The sequence below is a fragment of the Pseudoflavonifractor gallinarum genome (assembly GCF_014982855.1).
Lineage (GTDB): Bacteria > Bacillota > Clostridia > Oscillospirales > Oscillospiraceae > Pseudoflavonifractor_A > Pseudoflavonifractor_A gallinarum.
The window spans coordinates 1-20,000 of sequence record NZ_JADCKF010000022.1; the positions used below are offsets into that span (position 1 = coordinate 1).

Genomic DNA, 20,000 nt, shown 5'->3' on the forward strand with positions numbered 1-20,000 from the left:
GCGGCACCCCCACCGGCAACCCCATCGCCCCCGTCATCAAGATCACCGGCAACCGCATCACCTTCGCCAACATGGAGGATAACATCGATGTGGATGCCTCCCCCATCATCTACGGCGGAGATCTCACTCAGATGGGCGACGAGCTCCTGCAGCTGGTGGCCGACGTGGCCAGCGGCAAGCAGACCAAGGCCGAGTCTCTCGGCTACATGGAAATGGCCATTGCCCGCGTGTGCAACTACGTGTAATTCTCAAAAAGATAAAAACGAGCGGACTCCTTTTGGAGTCCGCTCGTTTTGCTTTTTCAAAGGATTTCGAAACGCCCTCATTCCTTATGCTGTTCTTCCCGTATTTGGATCAGATCCCGCAGCGTGGTCGAGAGGATCTCAAAATCAATCGGCTTAGAGATATGGGCATTCATTCCCGCGTCTACCGTGGCTGCAATATCCTCCGCAAAGGCGTTCGCAGTCACTGCAAGGATGGGGACCTCCAGCGCATCGGGACGGTCCAGACTGCGAATCATCCTGGCCGCCTCACAGCCCCCCATCTCCGGCATCTGCATATCCATCAGGATCGCATCAAAGCCAAAGGGCGGGGAGTTCCGGAAACATTCCACAGCTTCTCTGCCGTTCCATGCCTGCGTCACAGACATATCATGCATGTGCAAAAGCTCGGTGGCAATCTCCATATTGATGGCATTGTCCTCCGCCAGGAGAATGTGTTTTCCCTGCAGCCCGTCTGCTGTCCCGGCCGAATGGGATGCTTTCTTCTCCGCCACCTCAGGCTCCTCCTGGGCGACTTCCAGCGGAAGGGTCACCGTGAACGTAGTGCCCTCTCCCAGGGCGCTCTCAACCACGATTTCGCCCCCCATTTGCGATACCAGGCTCTTGACAATGGGCATTCCAAGGCCCGTCCCCAGTACGTGCTTGGCCCCAAAGTGGGTCTCCCGTTCATAGGGAATATAGATCCGCTCCAAAAACTCTTTGGACATACCGGCTCCGGTATCGGAGACCCTGATTTGGTACTTGGCATGTTTCTGGTGATCGATCTGCCGCACGGAAACCGAGATGGAATCTCCTTCCCCGCTGAATTTGAACGCGTTGGACAGCAAGTTATTCAAAATCTGTCCAACCCGGAAGGAGTCCCCATAGACCTGTTCTTCTCTCAGATCGATGGCGATCTCAAACTTCTTTTTCTCCTTCTCGGCCTGCGGACGGAATACCTCCGCACAGCCCGCAACACAGGTGCGCAGATTGAAGCTGTGCCGGTCCAGCGTCATTCTGCCCTGCTCCATCCGGGACAATTCCAAAATATCATTGATTAGTCCCAAAAGCTGACGGCTGGAGGTCTCGATCTTATCCAGATAATCCTGGATCCGCTCCGCGTCCTTCACATACTTCCCGGCCAATTCGGTCAGACCCAGAATCGCATTCAGAGGCGTGCGCATTTCATGGGAGACCGAGGAAAAGAAGTTCTTCTGCGACTGCTCGCTTTTGCGGGCTGCCTCCAAAGAATCCTGGAGCAGCTGCATCTGCTGAAGCTGCCGCTGCTTCTCTGCATCGATCTCCCGGAAGCAGAGCACCACCTCGCCCCGGTTCAGGGACTCATCAAAGAGCATCTGTACCTGGACCCAGCGCAGCTCCTGATCAAAGACCCGCCGGAAATCTCCTCCGAAATTCCGGACACGCCGCAGCATCAGGCTCCGGATATTTTCAATGGAAAAGCTGTCCTGAAATTCCTGATAGGTCCCGCTCTCAATCACCGAGCTGAGCTGATGCAGCAGATCGGTATAGGCCCCCTGCTGAGGCAGGCATCCCCGGATATAATCCGAGCCCTTGATCATGTCATAGGTCTCCTGCTCCACATTGACCCGGTAGATGGCATAGTAGGAGTTTCCCAGTACCCGCGCCGTCTCGTTGGTCCGTTCGATTCGGCGGTTGAGCACATACTCCCGCGCGCTCATTCCCACGACAATGAGCAGCAGCACGATGAGCAGCAGCAAAAACCAGATCGTAAAGGTCTGAAGATCGCCCAAAATCGTACTGAAGGGAACCGTAATGATGGACATCCATCCATTGGGCGCCGTGGTATAGTAGGCGCCCCGCTTGGCCCCCTGAACGTCATAGATAAAATCCTCGGGATCGGCCATCTCTCCGGCCTGGATCTGGTCAAAGAGTCGTTTGATATACTCCTGCATCTCCTCAGAGTCGCTGGGCATCTCGGTATGCGCATACAAAAGGGTACCCTTGGTATCGCACAGATAGTAGGAGCTTCCCTCCGGAAGATTCTGCGGATTCACCGCTACCTGAAAATTTTCCGGGAAAATATCAAAGGCCATCACATCGTTGGAATTGCTGCACTTTTTGGCAATGGTAATGACCGAACGCCCGGTAATGGCGTCCATATATGCATCAGTAAAGGCAATCGCTCCATCGGCTGCAATGGCTTTTTGATACCACTCGGTCTGATTTACATCATACGTCTCGTCGCCTTCCCAGTAATTGGCCGCAATGATCTCTCCATCGACCACCGCATAGGGATCGATCACCGCCGTCCCAAACATATTTCGGACCGTATCAAAAAAGCCGCTCATCCAGTGCTGTACGCTCTCATGGGAGGCATTCTCCTGAAGCTGCTGGTCCAAATACTCCGTCCCAAATTCCATCAGCATTTCAAAAACGGTGATGTTGCGCTCCTCCTCCACCGAGTAGCTCTGCGCCAAAGACTGCCCTACATTTTGGGAGTTTTCCAGCAGGGTATCCTGCAGCAACGTCAATCCCAGCACGGCTGATACCGCAAACGCTGTCACCACCAACAGATTAAAACGCATCTGCTTCCAGATGGACTTTGGTCCGTTGCTATGAACGGATTTTCCACCATTTCGCTTCATGCTATCGCTCCTTCGTGCTCTGCCCCTTTTTCGGCCACAGAGCTTCTTTTCTATTGTACTTGCTGTGGAAAACGATGTCAACGACCGCTTGTTTTGCCATTTTCTCTTCCAGGCGGTTCTGCTCTGCCAGCGCACTTCTGAGCCGGGTCACCGCTCGGTCTCTTCCAGGCGGCGCAGTCCGGGCGTGAAGTTTTTCCCTCCAAAATATGTATTTCTATACTCGCGAGTATTGCTTTTTTTAAACCAGTCAGTTATGATTATGGAACAGAGATTTCAACCAATGCGGATATTTCTGAAAAAAGGCAAAGTGAGGGATCCTATGAATATCGCGACACAGACCTGTACGGAATTTCTGGAGGCGCTGGCCTCCAAGGCCCCGGTTCCGGGCGGCGGCGGCGCGTCCGCCCTGGTAGGCGCCGTCGGCGTGGCTCTGGGCAATATGGTGGGGAATCTCACCGTCGGAAAGAAGAAATACGCCGATGTACAAGACGATATCATCGCGCTGGATCAGCGCTCGGAGGCACTGCGCCAGAAACTGGTGGATCTGGTAGCCGCCGACGCCGAGGTCTTCGAACCCCTCTCCCGCGCCTATGGCCTGCCTAAGGACACGGAGCAGCAGCGCGCCTATAAGGAGCAGGTCATGGAACAGGCCCTGAACACCGCCTGCTCCGTCCCCATGGAGATCATGAGCGCCCTGTGCGAGGCCATCGAGCTGCACCGGGACTATGCCCGCATGGGCTCTGCCATTGCCATCTCTGATGTGGGCGTGGGTGTTCTCTTCTGCAGGGCGGCCCTCCAGGGCGCCAGTCTGAACGTCTTCATCAACACCAAGTCCATGGCGGATCGGGAGAAGGCCCGGGCACTGGAAGAGAAAGCCGAGGCCATGCTCTCCAAATATGTCCCCCTGGCAGACGAGATCTACACACAGGTGCTGGGCCGTCTGCGCTGAGCGCAGCCGCACACTGAAAAAGGAAAGGTGATGTACATGTCTACCATTCTCTCCGGCAAAGAGGTTGCCGCCGCCCTGACCGACGCGCTGGTCCAGCGTACCCAGGCCCTGAAAGACCGCGGGATCTCTCCCACGCTGGCCATTGTCCGGGTCGGAGAGCGGGAGGATGATCTGAGCTATGAGCGCGGCGCCACCAAGCGCTGTGAAAAGATCGGCGTGGCCGTGCGCTCCTTTGTCCTCCCCGCCGACGCCTCTCAGGAGGAGCTGCTCCAGGTCATCGATCAGGTCAACCGGGATCCGGAGATCCACGGCTGTCTGCTCTTCCGCCCGCTGCCCAAGCATATGGATGACGAGACGGTGCGCCGCGCCCTCGCTCCGGAAAAGGACGTGGACGGAATCACCGACGGCTCTCTGGCCGGTGTATTCGCCGGTGTGAAGCGGGGCTTCCCCCCCTGTACCGCCCAGGCCTGCATGGAGATCCTGGCCCATTACGGCTATGATCTCACCGGCAAGCGGGTCACGGTGGTGGGCCGCAGCCTGGTCGTCGGTAAGCCCGTGGCCATGATGCTGCTCCAGAAAAACGCCACGGTCACCCTCTGCCACACCCGCACGGTGGATATGCCCGCAGTCTGCCGGGAGGCCGAGATCCTGGTGGTTGCCGCCGGCAAGGCCGGCGTGGTGGATGCCTCCTATGTCTCCCCCGGCCAGGTCGTGGTGGACGTGGGCATCAACGTCAACGCTGAGGGCAAGCTCTGCGGCGATGTGGCCTTTGACGCGGTAGAGCCGGTGGTGGACGCCATCACTCCGGTTCCGGGCGGCGTCGGGTCGGTCACCACCTGTGTTCTGGTGGGCCATGTGGTGGAGGCGGCCGAGCGCACCTGCGGCATGGCGTAAACCGCTCTGCACACAGCTGTTTTTCCGCACGCTTCTACACGGAAAAGATCGCTCAGCCAGATCAAATTATGCTATAATGAAGGGGCCGGCAGAGTGCCGGCCCCTTTATCTGTTCAAAGGAAGTGTATCTATGGAAATGTCCCGTATCTCCCGTGTCACGGCGGAGATGAAAGCCGCCGGACTCTCCCAGATCCTCATTACCGCCACCACATCGGTCTACTACCTCACCGGCTTCTGGGTGGAGCCCCACGAGCGTCTGCTGGCTCTCTACCTGGACGCAGAGGGAAAGGCCGTCCTGTACGGCAATGAGATCTTTGGTCTCCCCTCCACACCGGAGCTGCCGGTGGTCACCCACAAAGACGGGGAGGACCCGGTGGCCGATCTGGCCCGCGCAGTCCAGCCCGGGACCCTGGGTGTGGACAAGTTCTGGTACAGCAAATTTCTCATTGGCCTGATGGAGCACCGCCCCGATGTGCGTCCTGTCCACGGTTCCATGCCGGTGGACCTGTGCCGCAAATTGAAGGATGAGGCCGAGCGCGCCGCCATGCGCCACAGCTCGGCCATGAACGACCAGGTGGTGGCCGCTGCCATTGGCGCCATCCGTCCCGGCGTGCGGGAAAATGAGCTTGCCGCGCTGGTCAACCGGGAATTTGTGGCCCGTGGGGCCGACTGTGAGGGCAGACAGCTGGTCTGCTTCGGCGCCAATGGTGCAGACCCCCACCACAGCGGCGATTCCACCGTGCTTCAGCCCGGGGACAGTGTGATCTTTGACATCTTTACCCCCATCTCCCGCTACTGGTGCGACATGACCCGCACCGTCTTCTACCAGACCGTCAGCGACAAGCAGCGGGAGGTCTATGAGCTGGTCCGCCAGGCCAACGAGGCAGCCGAGGCCATGGTCCGCCCCGGCGTCCTCCTCTCCGATCTGGACCGCTGCGCCCGGGACATCATCACCAAGGGCGGATACGGTCCCTATTTTACCCACCGACTGGGCCACGGCTGCGGTCTTGACTGCCACGAGCCCCCGGACGTGAGCGGCGTCTCGGACACTCCCCTGGAGCCCGGCATGGTCTTTTCCGTGGAGCCGGGCATCTATCTGCCCGGGAAATTTGGCGTACGCATTGAGGATCTGGTGCTGGTGACGGAGGACGGCTGCGAAGTGCTCAACCACTATCCCAAGGATCTGCAAGTGGTGGGATAAGCCGCTTTTGCAAAAACGGATGGTATATCTTCTAAGAAGATATACCATCCGTTTTTTATTTTGGGCTCTATGGACGTTTCCCCAAGCCGTGGAGCCAGGTCTCCGCCAGATCCATCCAACTGGCACACTCGATCTGGAGGCCCCGGTTATCCCGCCCGGCGGTGAGAGGTCCGGCGGTCCCGATACCGTGCCGTCCCACCGGGTAGAGGTGAAATTCCGTGGAGATCCGATGGGCGCGCAGCGCCTGGACAAAGAGGAGGGAATTTTCCACCGGCACGCTCTCATCGGTGAAAGTATGCCAGAGGAAGACCGGCGGCACATCGTCGTTCACCTGTTTTTCCAGGGAGAGGAAATCCCGCAGCTCCTCCTCCCGCTCGGCCAGCAGGTTCTCCGCGCTCCCCCGGTGACCAAATTGTCCCATGGTAATAACCGGATAGCTCAGCATCAGGCCGTTGGGACGGCGCAGCTCCGGCGGGGTGCCCAGCGCCTGGGTGAGGAAGTCGGCCTTCCAGAACACCCCCAGACAGGCGGCCAGGTGCCCCCCTGCCGAGGAGCCCTGCACCACGATGCGCTGCGGGTCCACATACCACTCCGCCGCGTGACGGCGGATGAGAGATACGGCGTTTGCCAGCTGCAAAAGGGCGGTGGGAAAGCGTGCCGGTGCCACGGAGTAGCGCAGCACCGCCGCATGGGCCCCCATGGTCATACACTTAAGCGCAATGGCCTCCCCCTCCCGGTCGGAGGTCATGGCATATCCACCCCCGGGACAGATCACCACCATGGGCCGAAGCAGCCCGTCGTCCAACTCCTCCGAATTGTCCCACAGATAGAGGGACAGCTTTGCCGTGGGGCCTCCCGCCCCCGCCGGGATCTCATGGATCTGATAATTCATGGGTCTCTCGCTCCTTTTTGGGGTTCACAGTTACCAAACGAAGGCCGTCAGAACAGGCTGATCTGACCGCTCTCATATTCTCTGGGGCGTCCCTGGGCCTCCTCCCGCTCCACCAGCGCGGAGGGCAGCTCCGCCAGGAAGGGAGAGGGCTCCTCCCCCGAGGTGAGCAGGATCAGCTCCTCTCTGGCCCGGGTCATCCCCACGTAGAAGAGGCGCCGCTCCTCGCCGCCGTCCACCGGATGGCGCTCCGATTCCAGCGGCAGCACGCCCTTGCGCACTCCGCAGAGAAAGACCACCGGGAATTCCAGTCCCTTGGCGGCGTGGAGGGTCATCAGCGTCACTGCCCCCGCGTCATATTCGCCGGAGCGCCGCCACAGGTCCCCCTCGCCTCCCAGAGCGACCCCTTCCAGCAGTCCGGGCATGGTCTTATAGAAGGAGGCCATGCCCATCAGCTTCTCCAGGGCGTCGGAGCCGGTACAGCCCGCTGCCCCGGCCCAGCGCTCCAGCAGCCGCCAGGGGCGCTCCCAGTCGGCCTGCTGGCCAAAGAAGGCGGTCAGCTCCAGCCAGGGGCGCAGGATGGTCAGCTCCCCATAGTCCTGCTCCACCGCCTTGACCCGCTGGGCCGCATCTCCCTCGGTGACGGCCCAGGTGTGGGACACCGCCCGGACCAGGTCCGCCGGAACGTTCCAGATCAGACGCAGTGCCGCCTCCAGCGCCAGCGTATCCGTCGCTTCCAGCAGCACCCGGAAAAAGCACAGCGCGCCCCGCACTGTGTCGTCGTGGAGGAAATCATCCCGCCCGGCGACCCGGCAGGGGATCCCCTCTCGCCGCAGGCACTGCTCCAGCACCCCGGCCTGATGTCGGGTGCGGTAGCAGACCGCCAGATCGGAAAAGCTCCAGTTCCGCCCCCGGTCCTGGTGACGGCGGGCATCCAGCAGATCGATTCCGCCCACCAGGCGGTTGATCTCCCGGGCCACAAAGACGGCCTCGGCCCGGTCGCTTCCGGTATGCACCAGGCGCACCTTTGCCCCACTGTGCCCGGCGGCATGGAGGACACGCTCCTCACCCCCGTTGTGCCGGATGACCGCCAGGGCACATTCCAGGATCTCCGGCGTGGAGCGGTAGTTCTCCGTCAAATGGATGGTGCGCAGCTGAGGGTTATCCTCCGCCAGCCGGGAAAAGCAGGCCGGATCGGAACCCCGGAAGGCATAGATGGACTGGTCCGGGTCCCCGATCACAAAGAGGCTGCGGCCCAGACGGTTCCACGCCCGGAGCAGGCGGTACTGCATGGGGTTGCAGTCCTGAAATTCATCCACCAGCAGGTGGCGGAACTTGCGCGCGTCGCTCCGGCTCTTTCCCTCCCACTCCTCCAGCGTCTGCAGGAGCAGGTCGTCATAGTCCATCATCCCCCGCTCGGCCAGACGGCGGTCGTAAAAGGCACAGGCCTGCTCCAGCTCCCCGTCTCCCGGCTCTTCCATGCCGTTTTTCCGGCGGGAGACCGCCTGGAGCAGCCGCTTGGGCGGCAGGGACATGCCGAGGGCGCGCAGGACCTGTCCCGCCAGCTCCAGGGCCTCATACTCGCCCACCAGCCCTACCGGCTCTTCCCGGGAGAGCAGGTGGAGTGCGATGGAGTGGAAGGTACCGATGGTCATGCCGCTCATGAGCCGCCGGTCTCCCAGCGCCTGCTCCAGCCGCTCCCGCAGCTCAGCCGCCGCCTTGTTGGTAAAGGTCACCGCCGCGATCTCTGAGGGGCGCTCCCCCTGTTCCAGCAGCCACAGAATCCGGGAGACCAGGGTCTTGGTCTTTCCGGTGCCCGGCCCGGCCACCACAGCTACCGCCCGTTCACCGGCACATACGGCACTCTGCTGGGCGGCATTGAGGGCTTCCGGCCGGGGCGCCTGCGGCTCTTCCGCCGGGACCGGTTTTTCCACCGTATGCTTTTCCCGGGTGGAAACACTCCTCTTTTTGGCCTTTGGAACGTCGCAGCCAAAGAGGCTCACCTGCCCGCTGAAGGCCTCCTTCTCCTGCTCGGTGAGGAGGGTCATCCTGCCATACTCCCCGTCAAAGCCGGGCTGCCACAGGGCCTTTCCCGCCCGCAGGCGGCGGATGCCCTCGGCCACGCAGGGGCCAGCCACCGCCGCAATGTCCTCGATAGGCACCTCCCGCAGGATGTGGAACTCCGGCCCCAGTTTTTGCAGCATCTCCTCATAGCGCAGCTGGTTGCGCTTGCACTCCGGAGCGCCGCCCAGTGTGGCGGAGAGAACCTCCGGCAGCGGCGCCAACCGCTCATAGACCGGCGCTCTGGGGCGCACATACCCCTCCGGCCGGTCGGCCAGCTGCTCCACCCGGTGGAGCACGCCGGTGGTCAGCCGTTTGCCGCAGACCGGGCAGACCCCGCCCACCGCCTCGGCCTCCTGGGGGGAGAGGCACTGTTTGCAGTTGCGGTGGCCGTCGTAGTGGTACTTTCCCTCCTCCGGAAAGAACTCCACCGTTCCCTTCAATCCCCGCCCGGTCCGCAGGGCCTTTTCCAGCGCAGTGTAGGAATAGGGGATCTCCAGGAGGTTTGCCTCCCGCCCCAGCTTGGAAGGCGAGTGGGCATCCGAGTTGGAGACCAGGTGGAAGCGGTCCAGGGCCGACCAGCGCCAGTTCATGGGCGGATCGGAGGAGAGGCCGGTCTCCAGCGCATGGATATGGGGGGTCAGGTCCTCAAAGCACTCCTCAATGGTATCAAAGCCGGAAAAGGCGCCGAACAGGGAAAAGTGCGGCGTCCAGATGTGGGCGGGAATAAAAATGGCGTTGGGGGCGGCCTCCAGCGTGATCTCCAGCAGGTCCCGGCAGTCCAGTCCCAGGATGGGACGCCCGTCTGAGTGCAGGTTGCCGATGGCCTCCAGCCGCCGGGAGAGGACCTCCGCCCGCTCCAGGTCGGGCAGCACGATCAGGCTGTGCACCTTGCGCACCGCACCGTTTTTCTTGTAGATGGTGCTGATCTCCCCGCTGACCACAAAGCGAGGGGCCTCCTCCACCGGGAGGGCGCCCGGGCGGATCGCCTCCTCTTTCAGGGTATAGAGCCCCTCCTCCGCGGGAACCAGCTGTTCCGTCAGCTCGGCCCGCCAGGCCGGGTGGGTAAAATCCCCGGTTCCCACCAGATGGATGCCCTTGCGTCTGGCCCAGAAATCCAGTGCCGCGGGCACGCAGTCCCGGCTGGTCGCCCTGGAATATTTGGAATGGATGTGCAGGTCCGCAATCCGCATATCATCTTCCCCTCTTTCTCCGGCCGGAGCGCCTTTCCCGCCCCGGTTTCCTGTCGTTTGTTCCATGATAGTACGTTTTCCGCTTCTGTGCAAGGCCTTGTCTTTCCCGCCGGAGGGTTTTATAATGTCCATACCGAGACAAAACACAGGAGGCAATTTGGCATGAAACTATCCGTACTCTATTTTTCCCGCTCCGGACATACCCGTGACATGGCCGAGGAGATCGTATCCGGCATGAACAGTGTGGAAGGCGCTCAGGCCCGGGCCTTTTCCCTGGACTCCATCGACGAAGATTTCCTCCGGGAGAGCTCCTGCGTGGTGCTGGGCACCCCCTCCTATCTGGCCTGCATGGCCGGTCAGGTCAAGACCTGGCTGGACACCGAGAGCGGCAAATACGGCCTGGCCGGCAAACTGGGCGGCGCCTTTGCCACGGCGGACTATGTCCACGGCGGCGGCGACATGGCGGTGCAGGGCATCCTGACCCACTTCATGGTGCGGGGTATGCTGGTCTATTCGGGCGGCGGCTCCTGGGGCAAGCCCTACATCCATCTGGGCCCCGTTGCCATCAGCGACGATCTGGCCAAATACGCCCCCACCTTCCGGGCCTACGGCACGCGCATGGCCTCCAAGGCGCTGGAGCTCTTTGGCGCCTGATTTCCTTTCCATATACAAATACGCCCGCACAGCCCCGGTTCGAGCTGTGCGGGCGTATTTTTTGTCTTGGGAACAGATTTCTTTCCTCTCTACCCTTCTCCGGGCGGCGTGACCACCCATTTGATGCATCCGCTCTCCGGATCAGAAAAGACCCGGTATCCCTCCTCGATCCGGTCCAGTCCGCCCCGGTGGGTAATGAGAAAATCGGTGCGCAGACGGCCGGCGGCCAGCAGATCCATCAGTCGCTGCCCATGGTGGGCGTCCACCCCGCCGGTCTTGAAGATCAGATTCTTCCCATACATCTCGGGCAGCGGCAGGACCTGGTTCTGCTCATACATGGCCACTACGGCCACGATTCCGTTGGGGCGGGCGATCTGCCAGGCGGTCTGGAAGGTGTCCGCTCCCCCGGCGCACTCGATCACGCCGTCCGCACCGCGGCCCTCGGTCCGCGCCAGAATTTCACCGCTCTCCCCAGGCGCCAGGACCACATCGGCCAGGCCCTCTGCCCTGGCCAGCTCCCGCCGCTCCTTGCGGGGCTCGATGGCGATGACCTGTCCCGCGCCCAGCAGACGGGCGCACTCCATGGCGCACAGGCCCACCGGTCCAGCGCCCAGCACGGCCACCGTGTCCCCGGTCTGGATCTCGCACAGCTCCGCGCCAAAATACCCGCTGGCCAGAATATCCCCCAGAAAGAGCGCATCCTCATCGCTCACATGATCTGGGATGGGAGTGAGGCCCGTATCTGCAAAGGGGACCCGGACATGCTCCGCCTGACAGCCGTCGATGCGGCAGCCCAGCTCCCAGCCGCCCTGGGTACAGTTGTTCACGTAGCCCCGGCGGCAGAACCAGCACTCCCCGCAGAAGGTCTCACAGCAGGCGGCCACCCGCTCTCCCACGTGGAGCCGGCCCTTCAGCGCCTCTCCTACGGCGACGATCTCCCCCACGAACTCGTGCCCCAGAACGATCCCGGGCACGGCCCGGGGCACCGCGCCATGGGCAATGTGCAGATCACTGGTGCAGATGGTGGAGCGGGTCACCCGCACCACCGCGTCTCGGGGGTCACAGATCCGTGGAATCGGGCGGCGTTCCAATCCAATGTCCCCTACGCCCCGGTATACCATGGCCAACATGGTCTCCATCCCATACACGCCCCTTTCTTTTTTCCCAGTGTAGCACAGTTTCCGGTCTGAGACAATCCGTCCCCCGCATAGAGTATCTCAGACGGAGTTTGGAAAGGAGGTCTCTCGATGGCATCACCCACCTGTTGGGTCGGTCTGCGCTGGAATCCGCCTCCCGTACCGCCCGCCCCGGTCCATTCCGGCGTTCCAAGCACGCCGAAGAAATAGAGAAACCCACAGAGGGGGACGCCACTTGGCGTCCCCCTCTGTGGGTTGTTTGGAGAAAAGTAGGAGAAAGGTATTATCTTTTACTTATTTGGCGGAAGGATGGGCGTCATGACAGTGCCCGGAGCATCCTCCGCAGCTTCCGCCGCAGGAGCAGCCGCCCTTCTTTTTTTCCTTCCAGGTACACCGGACGGCAAACGCGACCACCGCCAGAACGACCAGGCCGATCAGAATGGTTGAGAGATAGGGCATGGATACGCCCTCCTTTCCTGTATTGTTAGAAATTCATGATGCGCTTACCGCGTCCACAGCCCGCAGGCGGCTGCTCTCGCCCTGGTATCCCTTCCGGAAGAGCAGATACACCATGCTCGCCAGAACGGCAAAGGCCACAACGGTCCAGGCGCTGAACTGGCCCTGGGCCAGCAGGCCGAACTGATAGACCATCAGGGAGACCAGATAGGCAAAGCCGCACATATAGCCGATGGCTGCCACCGTCCACTTGGGACTGTTCATCTCCCGCTTGATGGCGCCCATGGCTGCAAAGCAGGGCGCGCAGAGCAGGTTAAAGATCATAAAGCTGTATGCAGTCAGACCGGTAAACTGTGTTCCCACAGCCGCCAGCAGTTCGGAGGATTCCTCGGTCACCTCCGCGCCCAGGCCAAAGAGGACACCGAAGGTAGAGACCACATTCTCTTTTGCGATCAAACCGGTGACGGTGGCCACGGTGGCCTGCCAGGTACCAAAGCCGATGGGAGCAAAGATGGGAGCCACCACGCCGCCCACCGCGGCCAGCAGGGAGGTGTTGTTGTCCTCCACCATCTGGAACTGTCCGTCCACCACGCCAAAGCCCTGGAAGAACCAGAGGACAATGGAGGAGAGCAGGATCACCGTGCCTGCCCGCTTGATAAAGGACCAGCCGCGCTCCCAGGTGCCCCGGAGGATATTGGCCGCCTTGGGGATGTGGTAGGCCGGCAGCTCCATCACAAAGGGAGCGGGATCCCCGGCAAAAATCCGGGTCTTTTTCAGGATTACGCCCGAAGTGACCACCGCGGCCACACCGATGAAGTAGGCGGAGACCGCCACCCAGCTGGAACCACCGAAAATGGCCCCGGCAAAGAGTCCGATGATGGGCATCTTCGCCCCGCAGGGGATAAAGCCTGTGGTCATGACCGTCAGCTTCCGATCCCGGTCCTGCTCAATGGTACGGGAGGCCATGATTCCGGGCACGCCGCATCCGGTGGCCACCAGCATGGGGATAAAGCTCTTGCCGGAGAGGCCAAACCGGCGGAAGATCCGGTCCATAATGAAGGCGATCCGCGCCATGTAGCCCACATCCTCCAGGATGCACAGCAGCAGGAACAGCACCAGCATCTGGGGGACAAAGCCCAGCACCGCGCCCACGCCGGCCACGATGCCGTCTACGATCAGTCCCTGGAGCCAGGGCGCGCAGCCCACGCTCTCCAGGAAGCCGTTGAGGGCGTCCGGGACCCATGCCCCGAACAGCACGTCGTTGGTCCATCCAGTGGCCATGCTGCCGATGGAGAAGGGCAGATTTCCCATGGAAATGGCATAGACCAGATACATGACTGCCGCAAAAATGGGCAGCGCCAAAATACGGTTGGTCACAATGCGGTCGATTTTGTCCGAGGCCGACATGCCCCGGCGGCTCTTCTTCACGCATCCGCTCACCACACGGGCAATATACTCATAGCGCTCGTTGGTGATGATGGATTCGCTGTCGTCGTCCAGCTCTGTCTCCACCGCCTGGATGATTCCATCCAGACGGCTTTTGAGATCCTCTCCCATCTGGAAGCGCTCCAGGACCTTCTCGTCCCGCTCAAAGAACTTGACCGCATACCAGCGCAGGCTCTCACCGGGTACCACGCCGCCGATCAGATCCATGATCTCTTGCAGCGCCTGCTCCACGCGGCTGGAGAAGGTGTGGCCCGGCTGGGTACTCTGCCCGGTCCGCACCAGGTTGGCCGCCTCCTGTGCGGCGGCCACACAGCCCTCGCCCTTGACCGCGGAGGTCTCCACCACCGGACAGCCCAGTGCCTGGCTCAGCTTCCGGACATCGATCTGATCCCCGTTGCGCCGCACAATATCCATCATATTCAGCGCAACCACGACGGGAATCCCCATTTCGGTCAGCTGCGTGGTCAGATAGAGATTGCGTTCGATATTGGAGGCGTCCACCAGATTCAAAATGGCGTCCGGCCGCTCCTCCATCAGATAATTCCGGGAAACCACTTCCTCCAGCGTATAGGGGGAGAGAGAATAGATGCCCGGCAGATCGGTAATGGTCACATCCTTGCTGCCTTTCAGCTTTCCCTCTTTCTTTTCCACCGTGACACCGGGCCAGTTTCCCACAAATTGTGCCGCGCCGGTCAGGGCATTGAACATGGTAGTCTTGCCGCAGTTTGGATTTCCGGCAAGTGCGATTCTGATTGACATGGATATCCCTCCTCTTTGCGGAGCCCTCTCTGCTCCGCCTCATCCAACATGAAAGAATCTTCTGCCTTTTAGTTGCTCTAAGCTAACCAAAGGGCAAAAAACTCACTCCACCAGGATGTTTTCCGCATCCCCTTTGCGAATCGACAGTTCATAGCCCCGGACGGTGATCTCCACCGGATCGCCCAGAGGGGCTACCTTCCGCACAAACACAGAGGTCCCCTTGGTGATGCCCATATCCATGATCCGGCGGCGCAGCGCGCCTTCTCCCAGGATCTTGGTCACCGTGACCGTCTCACCGCATTTGACCGTTCGCAATGTTGCCATCGTTCTTCCTCCTTCCAACACACACACCGTCTGATACCGCCTTCTTATCCGACCAGGATTCGCTTGGCCATGGTTTTATCCAGTGCAACACGCGTATCTTTCACATGGACGATCAGATTTCCGCCGATCTGTGAAATGACCGTGACCGGGCTCCCCTCCACAAAGCCGAGGCTCCCCAAAAAACGGCGCACTTCGTCTTTTCCGCTGATCTTTCGGATGGTATTTTCCACACCTGCCTGCGCCATCGTTAACGGCATAGACATAACACCCCTATCCTTCCGCAAGTTAGAATAAGCTAACTATTTTCAGGAATAACAGGGAGTTAGCATTTTCTAACTCCCTTGTAACGGCGTTAGTTTACCATGGCTAACCACTTTTGTCAATGGATTTTTGGAAAAAATCTCGTCTCTTGTATCAATCTGCTTTTTATGATAAAATGAAAAGAACTTTCCGGTTTTGATTTGTACACTTCACAGGTCTTTCCGGCGAAGAGGAGGCACCTTCATGAAAATCCAGGAATCGGCCGAAAATTATCTGGAAACCATTCTGATGCTGAAAGAAGAGCGCGGCATGGTCCGCTCCATTGACATTGTCCGCCACATGAATTTTTCCAAACCCAGCGTCAGCCGCGCTATGAGTCTGCTGCGCGAAAACGGATATATCTCCATGGACAAAGAGGGCTTTATTGAGCTGACCGACCAGGGCCGTGCCATTGCCAGCACCATCTATGAGCGGCACCAGCTTCTCACCGAGTGGTTGACGCGGCTGGGCGTCAGTCCGGAGACTGCGGCGGCAGATGCCTGCCGCATCGAGCACGATCTGAGCGCTGAGACTTTTCAGAAAATTAAAGAGCACATTCAGCGGGCCGGGGATTGATTTCCCCGGCTTTTTCCTGTATACTGGATACTCAAAAGTTAGCATAAACTAACATTTAGGAGGATATTGCATGTTGGAAGCACTTTCCTGGGCTGCTGCCGGCACAGGTTTTACCTTTTTGATGACGTCACTTGGGGCGGCATTGGTCTTTCTCTTTCGGGGACGCAGCTCTGCCACGGCGCAGAAGCTGTTCTTGGGATTTGCGGCGGGCGTTATGATTGCTGCCTCGGTCTGGTCCCTGCTCATCCCCGCGATCGAAGAGGCGGAGGCGGCCGGGATCCCCGGATACCTGCCCGCTGCGGGCGGTTTTCTGTTGGGCGCCCTGTTTCTCCTCGTGCTGGACGGCCTGCTTCCCCACCTCCATCCAGATGCCAAACAGCCGGAGGGAATCACAAGCAGTCTGAAGCGGACCACACTTCTTGTCTTTGCCGTGACCCTGCACAACATTCCGGAAGGGATGGCCGTCGGCCTCTCCTTTGCCCTGGCCGCGCAGCACGGCGGGGAGGGGGCGCTGTATACCTCTGCTATGGCCCTGGCCATCGGAATCGGAATCCAGAACTTCCCTGAGGGTGCAGCCATCTCCATTCCTCTGCGGGAGGAGGGAATGCCCCGCTGGAAGGCCTTTCTCTGCGGCAGCCTCTCCGGCATTGTGGAGCCCATCTTTGGTATCCTGACCGTACTGATTGCCCCCCAGATCGGCCCTCTGATGCCCTGGCTCCTCTCCTTTGCCGCGGGTGCCATGGTCTATGTGGTGGTGGAGGAGCTGATTCCGGAGGCCCACCTGGGCGAGCACTCCAATCTGGGAACCTTCGGCGTGCTGGGCGGCTTTCTGGTCATGATGATTTTGGACGTTGCCCTGGGCTGATTTTCTTTTCCCCACTCCACAGAAGCATAGAAAAAAGAGCAGCAAATTTGCTGCTCTTTTTTTGTGTCTGATCAGACCCGCAGGCTGGCAATAAACTGGCGGACCACCCGGGGCGTGCGGCCCGGATGGTGCATCTCCCACTTGACGGCCTCGGCATGGAGGGTCTCCTGCTCCATTTCCACTCCGTAATAGGCGGCCATCCGGTCCACCATCTCCAGATATTCCTTCTTGCCCATGGCCAGATAGGGGATGCGCAGACCAAAGCGCTCGGCCAGAGAGGTTTTCTCCTGAATGGTCTCCGATGCATCCACCTCATCTCCGGCCCGGTCGCTGAAGGTCTGACGGACCAGATGGCGGCGGTTGGAGGTGGCATAGATGGCCACATTGGTGGGCCGGCGCTCCAGTCCTCCCTCCAGAATGGTCTTCAAAACAGAATAAGTCCGGTCGTCCTGATCGAAGGCCAGGTCATCAATGAACAGGATGAATTTCCGCCGGCGCCCTCCCAAGGTGCGGATCAGGTCGGGCAGTGTGGAGACCTCCTCCTTCTGGACTTCGATCAAACGGAGATCCTCAAACCCGGGGATGGAGAGGAGGGATTTCACCGTGGCGGATTTTCCGGTACCGCTGTCCCCATAGAGCAGGACATTGTTCACCTGATTGCCTTCCAGCATGGCACGGGTGTTGGCGATGACCTGGTCGCGCTGGCGCTCATATCCCATCATCTCCTCAGGCGTATGGCTGTCCGGCTCCTGTACCGGCCACAGCTTCCCCTCCTCCCACAAAAAGGCGCGGTACTGGGCAAACCGTCCCGAGCCATGGGCACGGTAAAAGGCGGTGAGGGACTCCGCGTCAAAGGGCGCGCTGCACGTCCAGCGGGGCAGCCCCTCCAGAACCGGGGCAAAATCAGCCGAGACACAGGTGCTGATTGCGCGGATCACCGTCTCACAGTCCAACTCCGCCAAGTATGCCAGCGTCTGAATGTCCCGCCGGGCGGCAGACTCCAGCACAGGGTCCTGCTCCTCGCGCTCCACCTGCCAGGCATAGGGAGACTCCTGATAGCGCAATGCATCATGCAGCCAGTCGGAGAGCCCCTGCTTCCCTGTCTGCCAGAGTGTATAGAAAAGGCGGGTATAGCGTTCTACCGCCTCTTCCCCCTTCCCGTCGTGCAGCGCGTCCAGCATAGACATCACCAGCTGCATCACCGGCTCATCCATCAGGTGTTTGTACGCCGCTACGCCCCGCAGGGAGCAGCGCAGCAGATCCAGTTCCATTTCCGCTCTCTCCTTTATCTGCACCGGCAGAATATCTTGCCATACAGCCTGTTTTTCTTTCTGCCGCTAAAGTTTTGTAGATTTTATTTTAGGCCCTTCTCACCGGACTGTCAACAGATAGCATTGACTTATCCCCAGTCCTTGCTTTATGCTGTGTTTAGAATGCCATATTTCCACTGTTCGCCGGTAGGGAAGGAGCGATCGATTTGCAAAGCCGGATTACAGAAGGGCCGATCTGGAGGCATCTTCTCTCATTTTTCTTTCCTATTTTATTGGGAACCTTTTTTCAGCAGCTATATAACACCGTAGATGCCATCATTGTGGGTAATTTTGTGGGGACAGAGGCGCTGGCTGCCGTGGGTGGTCCTGCCGCAGTCCTCATCAACTTTCTGGTCAATCTCTTTGTGGGACTCTCCTCAGGCGCTACGGTCATCGTCGCGCAGTACTATGGCGCACGGCAGATCCAGGAACTCCGCCGCACCGTACATACGGCCATCGCCCTGGCGATCGCGGCAGGTTTGGGCGTCATGGTGTTGGGTATCGCCCTCTCCTATCCAGTCATGGTACTCATGGGCACACCGGCCGAGGTCATGGACTACTCCCTGATCTATCTGCGGATCTATTTTGTAGGAAGCATCGCCTCCTTCCTCTACAACGTGGGTTCCAGCGTCCTCCGGGCCATTGGCGATACGAAGCGGCCTCTCTATTTTCTGATTGCCGCCTGTTTGACCAATATTGTACTGGATCTTATATTTGTGGTCGGCTTTGGTCTGGAAGTGCTGGGCGTAGCTCTTGCCACGGTACTCTCACAGATCGTCAGCGCCGTATTGGTCATGCTGGTCCTCTGCCGTCCGGACTCGATTTTCTGTATTGCTCGCAAGGAGATCCGGTTCCATCCGGATATTCTCAAGTCTATTCTCCGCATCGGTCTGCCCACCGGGCTTCAGTCCGATATGTATACCATTTCCAATATGCTCATTCAGTCCTGCATCAATTCCTTTGGCACAAGCACCATGGCAGCGTGGACTGCTTTCTGCAAGCTGGACGCCTTCTATTGGATGATCTCCGGTGCATTCGGCATCTCCATCACGACCTTTGTGGGGCAGAATTTCGGCGCGCAGCGTTACGACCGGGTCCGGAAGAGTGTGCGGGTCTGTCTGCTCCTCTCCCTGGTGACCGCCCTGCTGGTCAGCGGACTGTATGCCCTGGGCGCCCAGCCTCTGCTGCGTATGTTCTCCACCGATACCCAGGTGATCGAGATCGGCACTTTTATCCTCTGGCGCATGTCCCCCTTCTACTTCACCTTTATCTGTGTGGAGGTCATGGCCGGCGCCATCCGCGGTACAGGAGATTCGTTGAAGCCCATGCTCCTCACCTGCGGCGGTGTGTGTGTACTGCGTGTGGTCTGGATCTTCACGGTCCTCCCGCTGGACCGCACGCTTGGTACCCTCCTGCTCAGCTATCCCATGACCTGGAGCATCACTTCCCTGCTGTTTATCATCTACTATGTGCGCGGGAACTGGATGCCCCGCCAAATCCAGAAGTATGGGTTTTCAGAAGAACAGCCCTGATGGAAGAGAATAAAAATGGCTCTGCATCTCATAAAAAGATGCAGAGCCATTTTATTTTATTGATTGGGAACAACCGCGAAGAAGACCAGATTCTCCGTGCCGTCATTGATCAGGCTGTGCGCATGTCCCTTGGGGCAGTAGTGGCATACACCGCTCTCCACACGCTCCTCACCATCGTCATAGAGGACCTTTCCGGAGCCCTGGAGCACATAGATGATCTCACTGCTGGTCTCGTGGGTGTGGTATCCCACCGATGCACCCGGCTCCAGCACACTGCGCATGATTTTATTGTGCTCATCCACATGCATTTTTGCCTGAACGGCTTTCTCACCGCCATAAAACTTTTCCAGGAGCGTCAAATCCATCGCATCAAAATTCAAGATCATCTTATTCTCCTCCAGTGCATATAAAATAAGGACGGACAGCTTACACTGTCCGTCCCTGTGTCGGCATTACCTATCTTCCCGGTCCGTCTCCAGACAAGTATTTTCGGCGCAGGTGAGCTTAACTTCCGTGTTCGGAATGGGAACGGGTGGACCCTCACCGCAATCAACACCGACTGCTATTT

Annotated in this window: 17 protein-coding genes, 1 rRNA gene and 1 pseudogene; 8 read left to right on the forward strand and 11 right to left on the reverse strand. The window is 59.6% G+C overall.

Annotated elements, in window-relative coordinates; genetic code table 11:
- Window positions 1-245: pseudogene (locus INF37_RS15360) on the forward strand (UxaA family hydrolase); the annotation flags it as partial.
- 77 nt (window positions 246-322) lie between these two features.
- Here the strand turns inward: INF37_RS15360 and INF37_RS15365 are convergent.
- Window positions 323-2,887, reverse strand: a complete 2,565-nt coding sequence (locus INF37_RS15365; RefSeq protein ID WP_193539383.1) for a hybrid sensor histidine kinase/response regulator — start codon at window positions 2,885-2,887, stop codon at window positions 323-325.
- 325 nt (window positions 2,888-3,212) lie between these two features.
- On the opposite strand from INF37_RS15365, the gene INF37_RS15370 reads away from it, so the two are divergent.
- From INF37_RS15370 to INF37_RS15380, 3 genes are all read left to right on the forward strand, one after another.
- Window positions 3,213-3,836: a cyclodeaminase/cyclohydrolase family protein gene (locus tag INF37_RS15370; RefSeq protein ID WP_456239160.1), complete on the forward strand. Its 624-nt coding sequence runs from the start codon at window positions 3,213-3,215 to the stop codon at window positions 3,834-3,836.
- A gap of 36 nt (window positions 3,837-3,872) precedes the next feature.
- Window positions 3,873-4,730 (forward strand): bifunctional 5,10-methylenetetrahydrofolate dehydrogenase/5,10-methenyltetrahydrofolate cyclohydrolase, encoded by an 858-nt coding sequence (locus INF37_RS15375; RefSeq protein WP_101694028.1) that lies wholly within the window; start codon window positions 3,873-3,875, stop codon window positions 4,728-4,730.
- 130 nt (window positions 4,731-4,860) lie between these two features.
- Window positions 4,861-5,931, forward strand: a complete 1,071-nt coding sequence (locus tag INF37_RS15380) for a M24 family metallopeptidase (protein ID WP_193539387.1) — start codon at window positions 4,861-4,863, stop codon at window positions 5,929-5,931.
- Between the two features lie 67 nt (window positions 5,932-5,998).
- Here the strand turns inward: INF37_RS15380 and INF37_RS15385 are convergent, their stop codons facing one another.
- On the reverse strand, window positions 5,999-6,823 hold the full coding sequence (locus INF37_RS15385) for an alpha/beta hydrolase (protein WP_193539389.1): 825 nt from the start codon (window positions 6,821-6,823) through the stop codon (window positions 5,999-6,001).
- Between the two features lie 47 nt (window positions 6,824-6,870).
- The gene (locus INF37_RS15390) at window positions 6,871-10,074 is read right to left on the reverse strand and encodes a UvrD-helicase domain-containing protein (protein ID WP_193539391.1); all 3,204 of its coding nucleotides are present in this window, start codon (window positions 10,072-10,074) and stop codon (window positions 6,871-6,873) included.
- A 162-nt stretch (window positions 10,075-10,236) separates the two neighbouring features.
- Here INF37_RS15390 and INF37_RS15395 point away from each other — a divergent pair, with 162 nt between their 5' ends.
- Window positions 10,237-10,728: a flavodoxin family protein gene (locus INF37_RS15395; RefSeq protein WP_193539393.1), complete on the forward strand. Its 492-nt coding sequence runs from the start codon at window positions 10,237-10,239 to the stop codon at window positions 10,726-10,728.
- Between the two features lie 89 nt (window positions 10,729-10,817).
- On the opposite strand, the gene INF37_RS15400 is transcribed toward INF37_RS15395, so the two are convergent.
- From INF37_RS15400 to INF37_RS15420, 5 genes are all read right to left on the reverse strand, one after another.
- Window positions 10,818-11,867 carry an alcohol dehydrogenase gene (locus INF37_RS15400; protein WP_193539395.1) on the reverse strand — a complete coding sequence of 350 codons (1,050 nt, stop codon included), beginning with the start codon at window positions 11,865-11,867 and terminating at the stop codon, window positions 10,818-10,820.
- Between the two features lie 291 nt (window positions 11,868-12,158).
- Window positions 12,159-12,323: a FeoB-associated Cys-rich membrane protein gene (locus INF37_RS15405; protein ID WP_186964378.1), complete on the reverse strand. Its 165-nt coding sequence runs from the start codon at window positions 12,321-12,323 to the stop codon at window positions 12,159-12,161.
- A gap of 33 nt (window positions 12,324-12,356) precedes the next feature.
- Complete coding sequence (gene feoB / locus INF37_RS15410; RefSeq protein WP_193539397.1) at window positions 12,357-14,525, reverse strand: ferrous iron transport protein B; 2,169 nt, start codon at window positions 14,523-14,525, stop codon at window positions 12,357-12,359.
- A gap of 102 nt (window positions 14,526-14,627) precedes the next feature.
- Window positions 14,628-14,849 (reverse strand): FeoA family protein, encoded by a 222-nt coding sequence (locus INF37_RS15415; RefSeq protein WP_101693940.1) that lies wholly within the window; start codon window positions 14,847-14,849, stop codon window positions 14,628-14,630.
- A gap of 44 nt (window positions 14,850-14,893) precedes the next feature.
- A complete protein-coding gene (locus INF37_RS15420) occupies window positions 14,894-15,106 on the reverse strand; it encodes a FeoA family protein (protein ID WP_101694029.1) in 213 nt (70 codons plus the stop codon).
- Window positions 15,107-15,353: 247 nt separating this feature from the next.
- Between INF37_RS15420 and INF37_RS15425 the strand changes: the two genes are divergently transcribed.
- Complete coding sequence (locus INF37_RS15425; protein WP_101693941.1) at window positions 15,354-15,725, forward strand: metal-dependent transcriptional regulator; 372 nt, start codon at window positions 15,354-15,356, stop codon at window positions 15,723-15,725.
- A 70-nt stretch (window positions 15,726-15,795) separates the two neighbouring features.
- The gene (locus INF37_RS15430; protein ID WP_180956907.1) at window positions 15,796-16,590 is read left to right on the forward strand and encodes a ZIP family metal transporter; all 795 of its coding nucleotides are present in this window, start codon (window positions 15,796-15,798) and stop codon (window positions 16,588-16,590) included.
- A 71-nt stretch (window positions 16,591-16,661) separates the two neighbouring features.
- On the opposite strand, the gene INF37_RS15435 is transcribed toward INF37_RS15430, so the two are convergent.
- Entirely contained in the window at window positions 16,662-17,861 is a 1,200-nt protein-coding gene (locus INF37_RS15435) for an ATP-binding protein (protein WP_193539399.1), read from the reverse strand.
- A gap of 206 nt (window positions 17,862-18,067) precedes the next feature.
- Between INF37_RS15435 and INF37_RS15440 the strand changes: the two genes are divergently transcribed.
- A complete protein-coding gene (locus INF37_RS15440; RefSeq protein ID WP_328821095.1) occupies window positions 18,068-19,432 on the forward strand; it encodes an MATE family efflux transporter in 1,365 nt (454 codons plus the stop codon).
- Window positions 19,433-19,488: 56 nt separating this feature from the next.
- Here the strand turns inward: INF37_RS15440 and INF37_RS15445 are convergent, their stop codons facing one another.
- Window positions 19,489-19,818, reverse strand: a complete 330-nt coding sequence (locus tag INF37_RS15445; RefSeq protein ID WP_101693944.1) for a cupin domain-containing protein — start codon at window positions 19,816-19,818, stop codon at window positions 19,489-19,491.
- 58 nt (window positions 19,819-19,876) lie between these two features.
- Window positions 19,877-19,992: ribosomal RNA gene (gene rrf / locus INF37_RS15450) — 5S ribosomal RNA — on the reverse strand.
- Between the last annotated feature and the right edge of the window lie 8 nt (window positions 19,993-20,000).

Bases quoted from the DNA above. Each gene is read 5' to 3' on its own strand.
- INF37_RS15415 (WP_101693940.1), bottom strand. From the start codon at position 14,849: ATGGCAACATTGCGAACGGTCAAATGCGGTGAGACGGTCACGGTGACC.
- INF37_RS15430 (WP_180956907.1), top strand. From the start codon at position 15,796: ATGTTGGAAGCACTTTCCTGGGCTGCTGCCGGCACAGGTTTTACCTTT.
- INF37_RS15385 (WP_193539389.1), bottom strand. From the start codon at position 6,823: ATGAATTATCAGATCCATGAGATCCCGGCGGGGGCGGGAGGCCCCACG.
- INF37_RS15405 (WP_186964378.1), bottom strand. From the start codon at position 12,323: ATGCCCTATCTCTCAACCATTCTGATCGGCCTGGTCGTTCTGGCGGTG.
- INF37_RS15445 (WP_101693944.1), bottom strand. From the start codon at position 19,818: ATGATCTTGAATTTTGATGCGATGGATTTGACGCTCCTGGAAAAGTTT.
- INF37_RS15420 (WP_101694029.1), bottom strand. From the start codon at position 15,106: ATGCCGTTAACGATGGCGCAGGCAGGTGTGGAAAATACCATCCGAAAG.
- INF37_RS15390 (WP_193539391.1), bottom strand. From the start codon at position 10,074: ATGCGGATTGCGGACCTGCACATCCATTCCAAATATTCCAGGGCGACC.
- INF37_RS15380 (WP_193539387.1), top strand. From the start codon at position 4,861: ATGGAAATGTCCCGTATCTCCCGTGTCACGGCGGAGATGAAAGCCGCC.
- INF37_RS15375 (WP_101694028.1), top strand. From the start codon at position 3,873: ATGTCTACCATTCTCTCCGGCAAAGAGGTTGCCGCCGCCCTGACCGAC.
- INF37_RS15425 (WP_101693941.1), top strand. From the start codon at position 15,354: ATGAAAATCCAGGAATCGGCCGAAAATTATCTGGAAACCATTCTGATG.
- INF37_RS15435 (WP_193539399.1), bottom strand. From the start codon at position 17,861: ATGGAACTGGATCTGCTGCGCTGCTCCCTGCGGGGCGTAGCGGCGTAC.
- INF37_RS15400 (WP_193539395.1), bottom strand. From the start codon at position 11,867: ATGGAGACCATGTTGGCCATGGTATACCGGGGCGTAGGGGACATTGGA.
- INF37_RS15395 (WP_193539393.1), top strand. From the start codon at position 10,237: ATGAAACTATCCGTACTCTATTTTTCCCGCTCCGGACATACCCGTGAC.
- INF37_RS15365 (WP_193539383.1), bottom strand. From the start codon at position 2,887: ATGAAGCGAAATGGTGGAAAATCCGTTCATAGCAACGGACCAAAGTCC.
- feoB (WP_193539397.1), bottom strand. From the start codon at position 14,525: ATGTCAATCAGAATCGCACTTGCCGGAAATCCAAACTGCGGCAAGACT.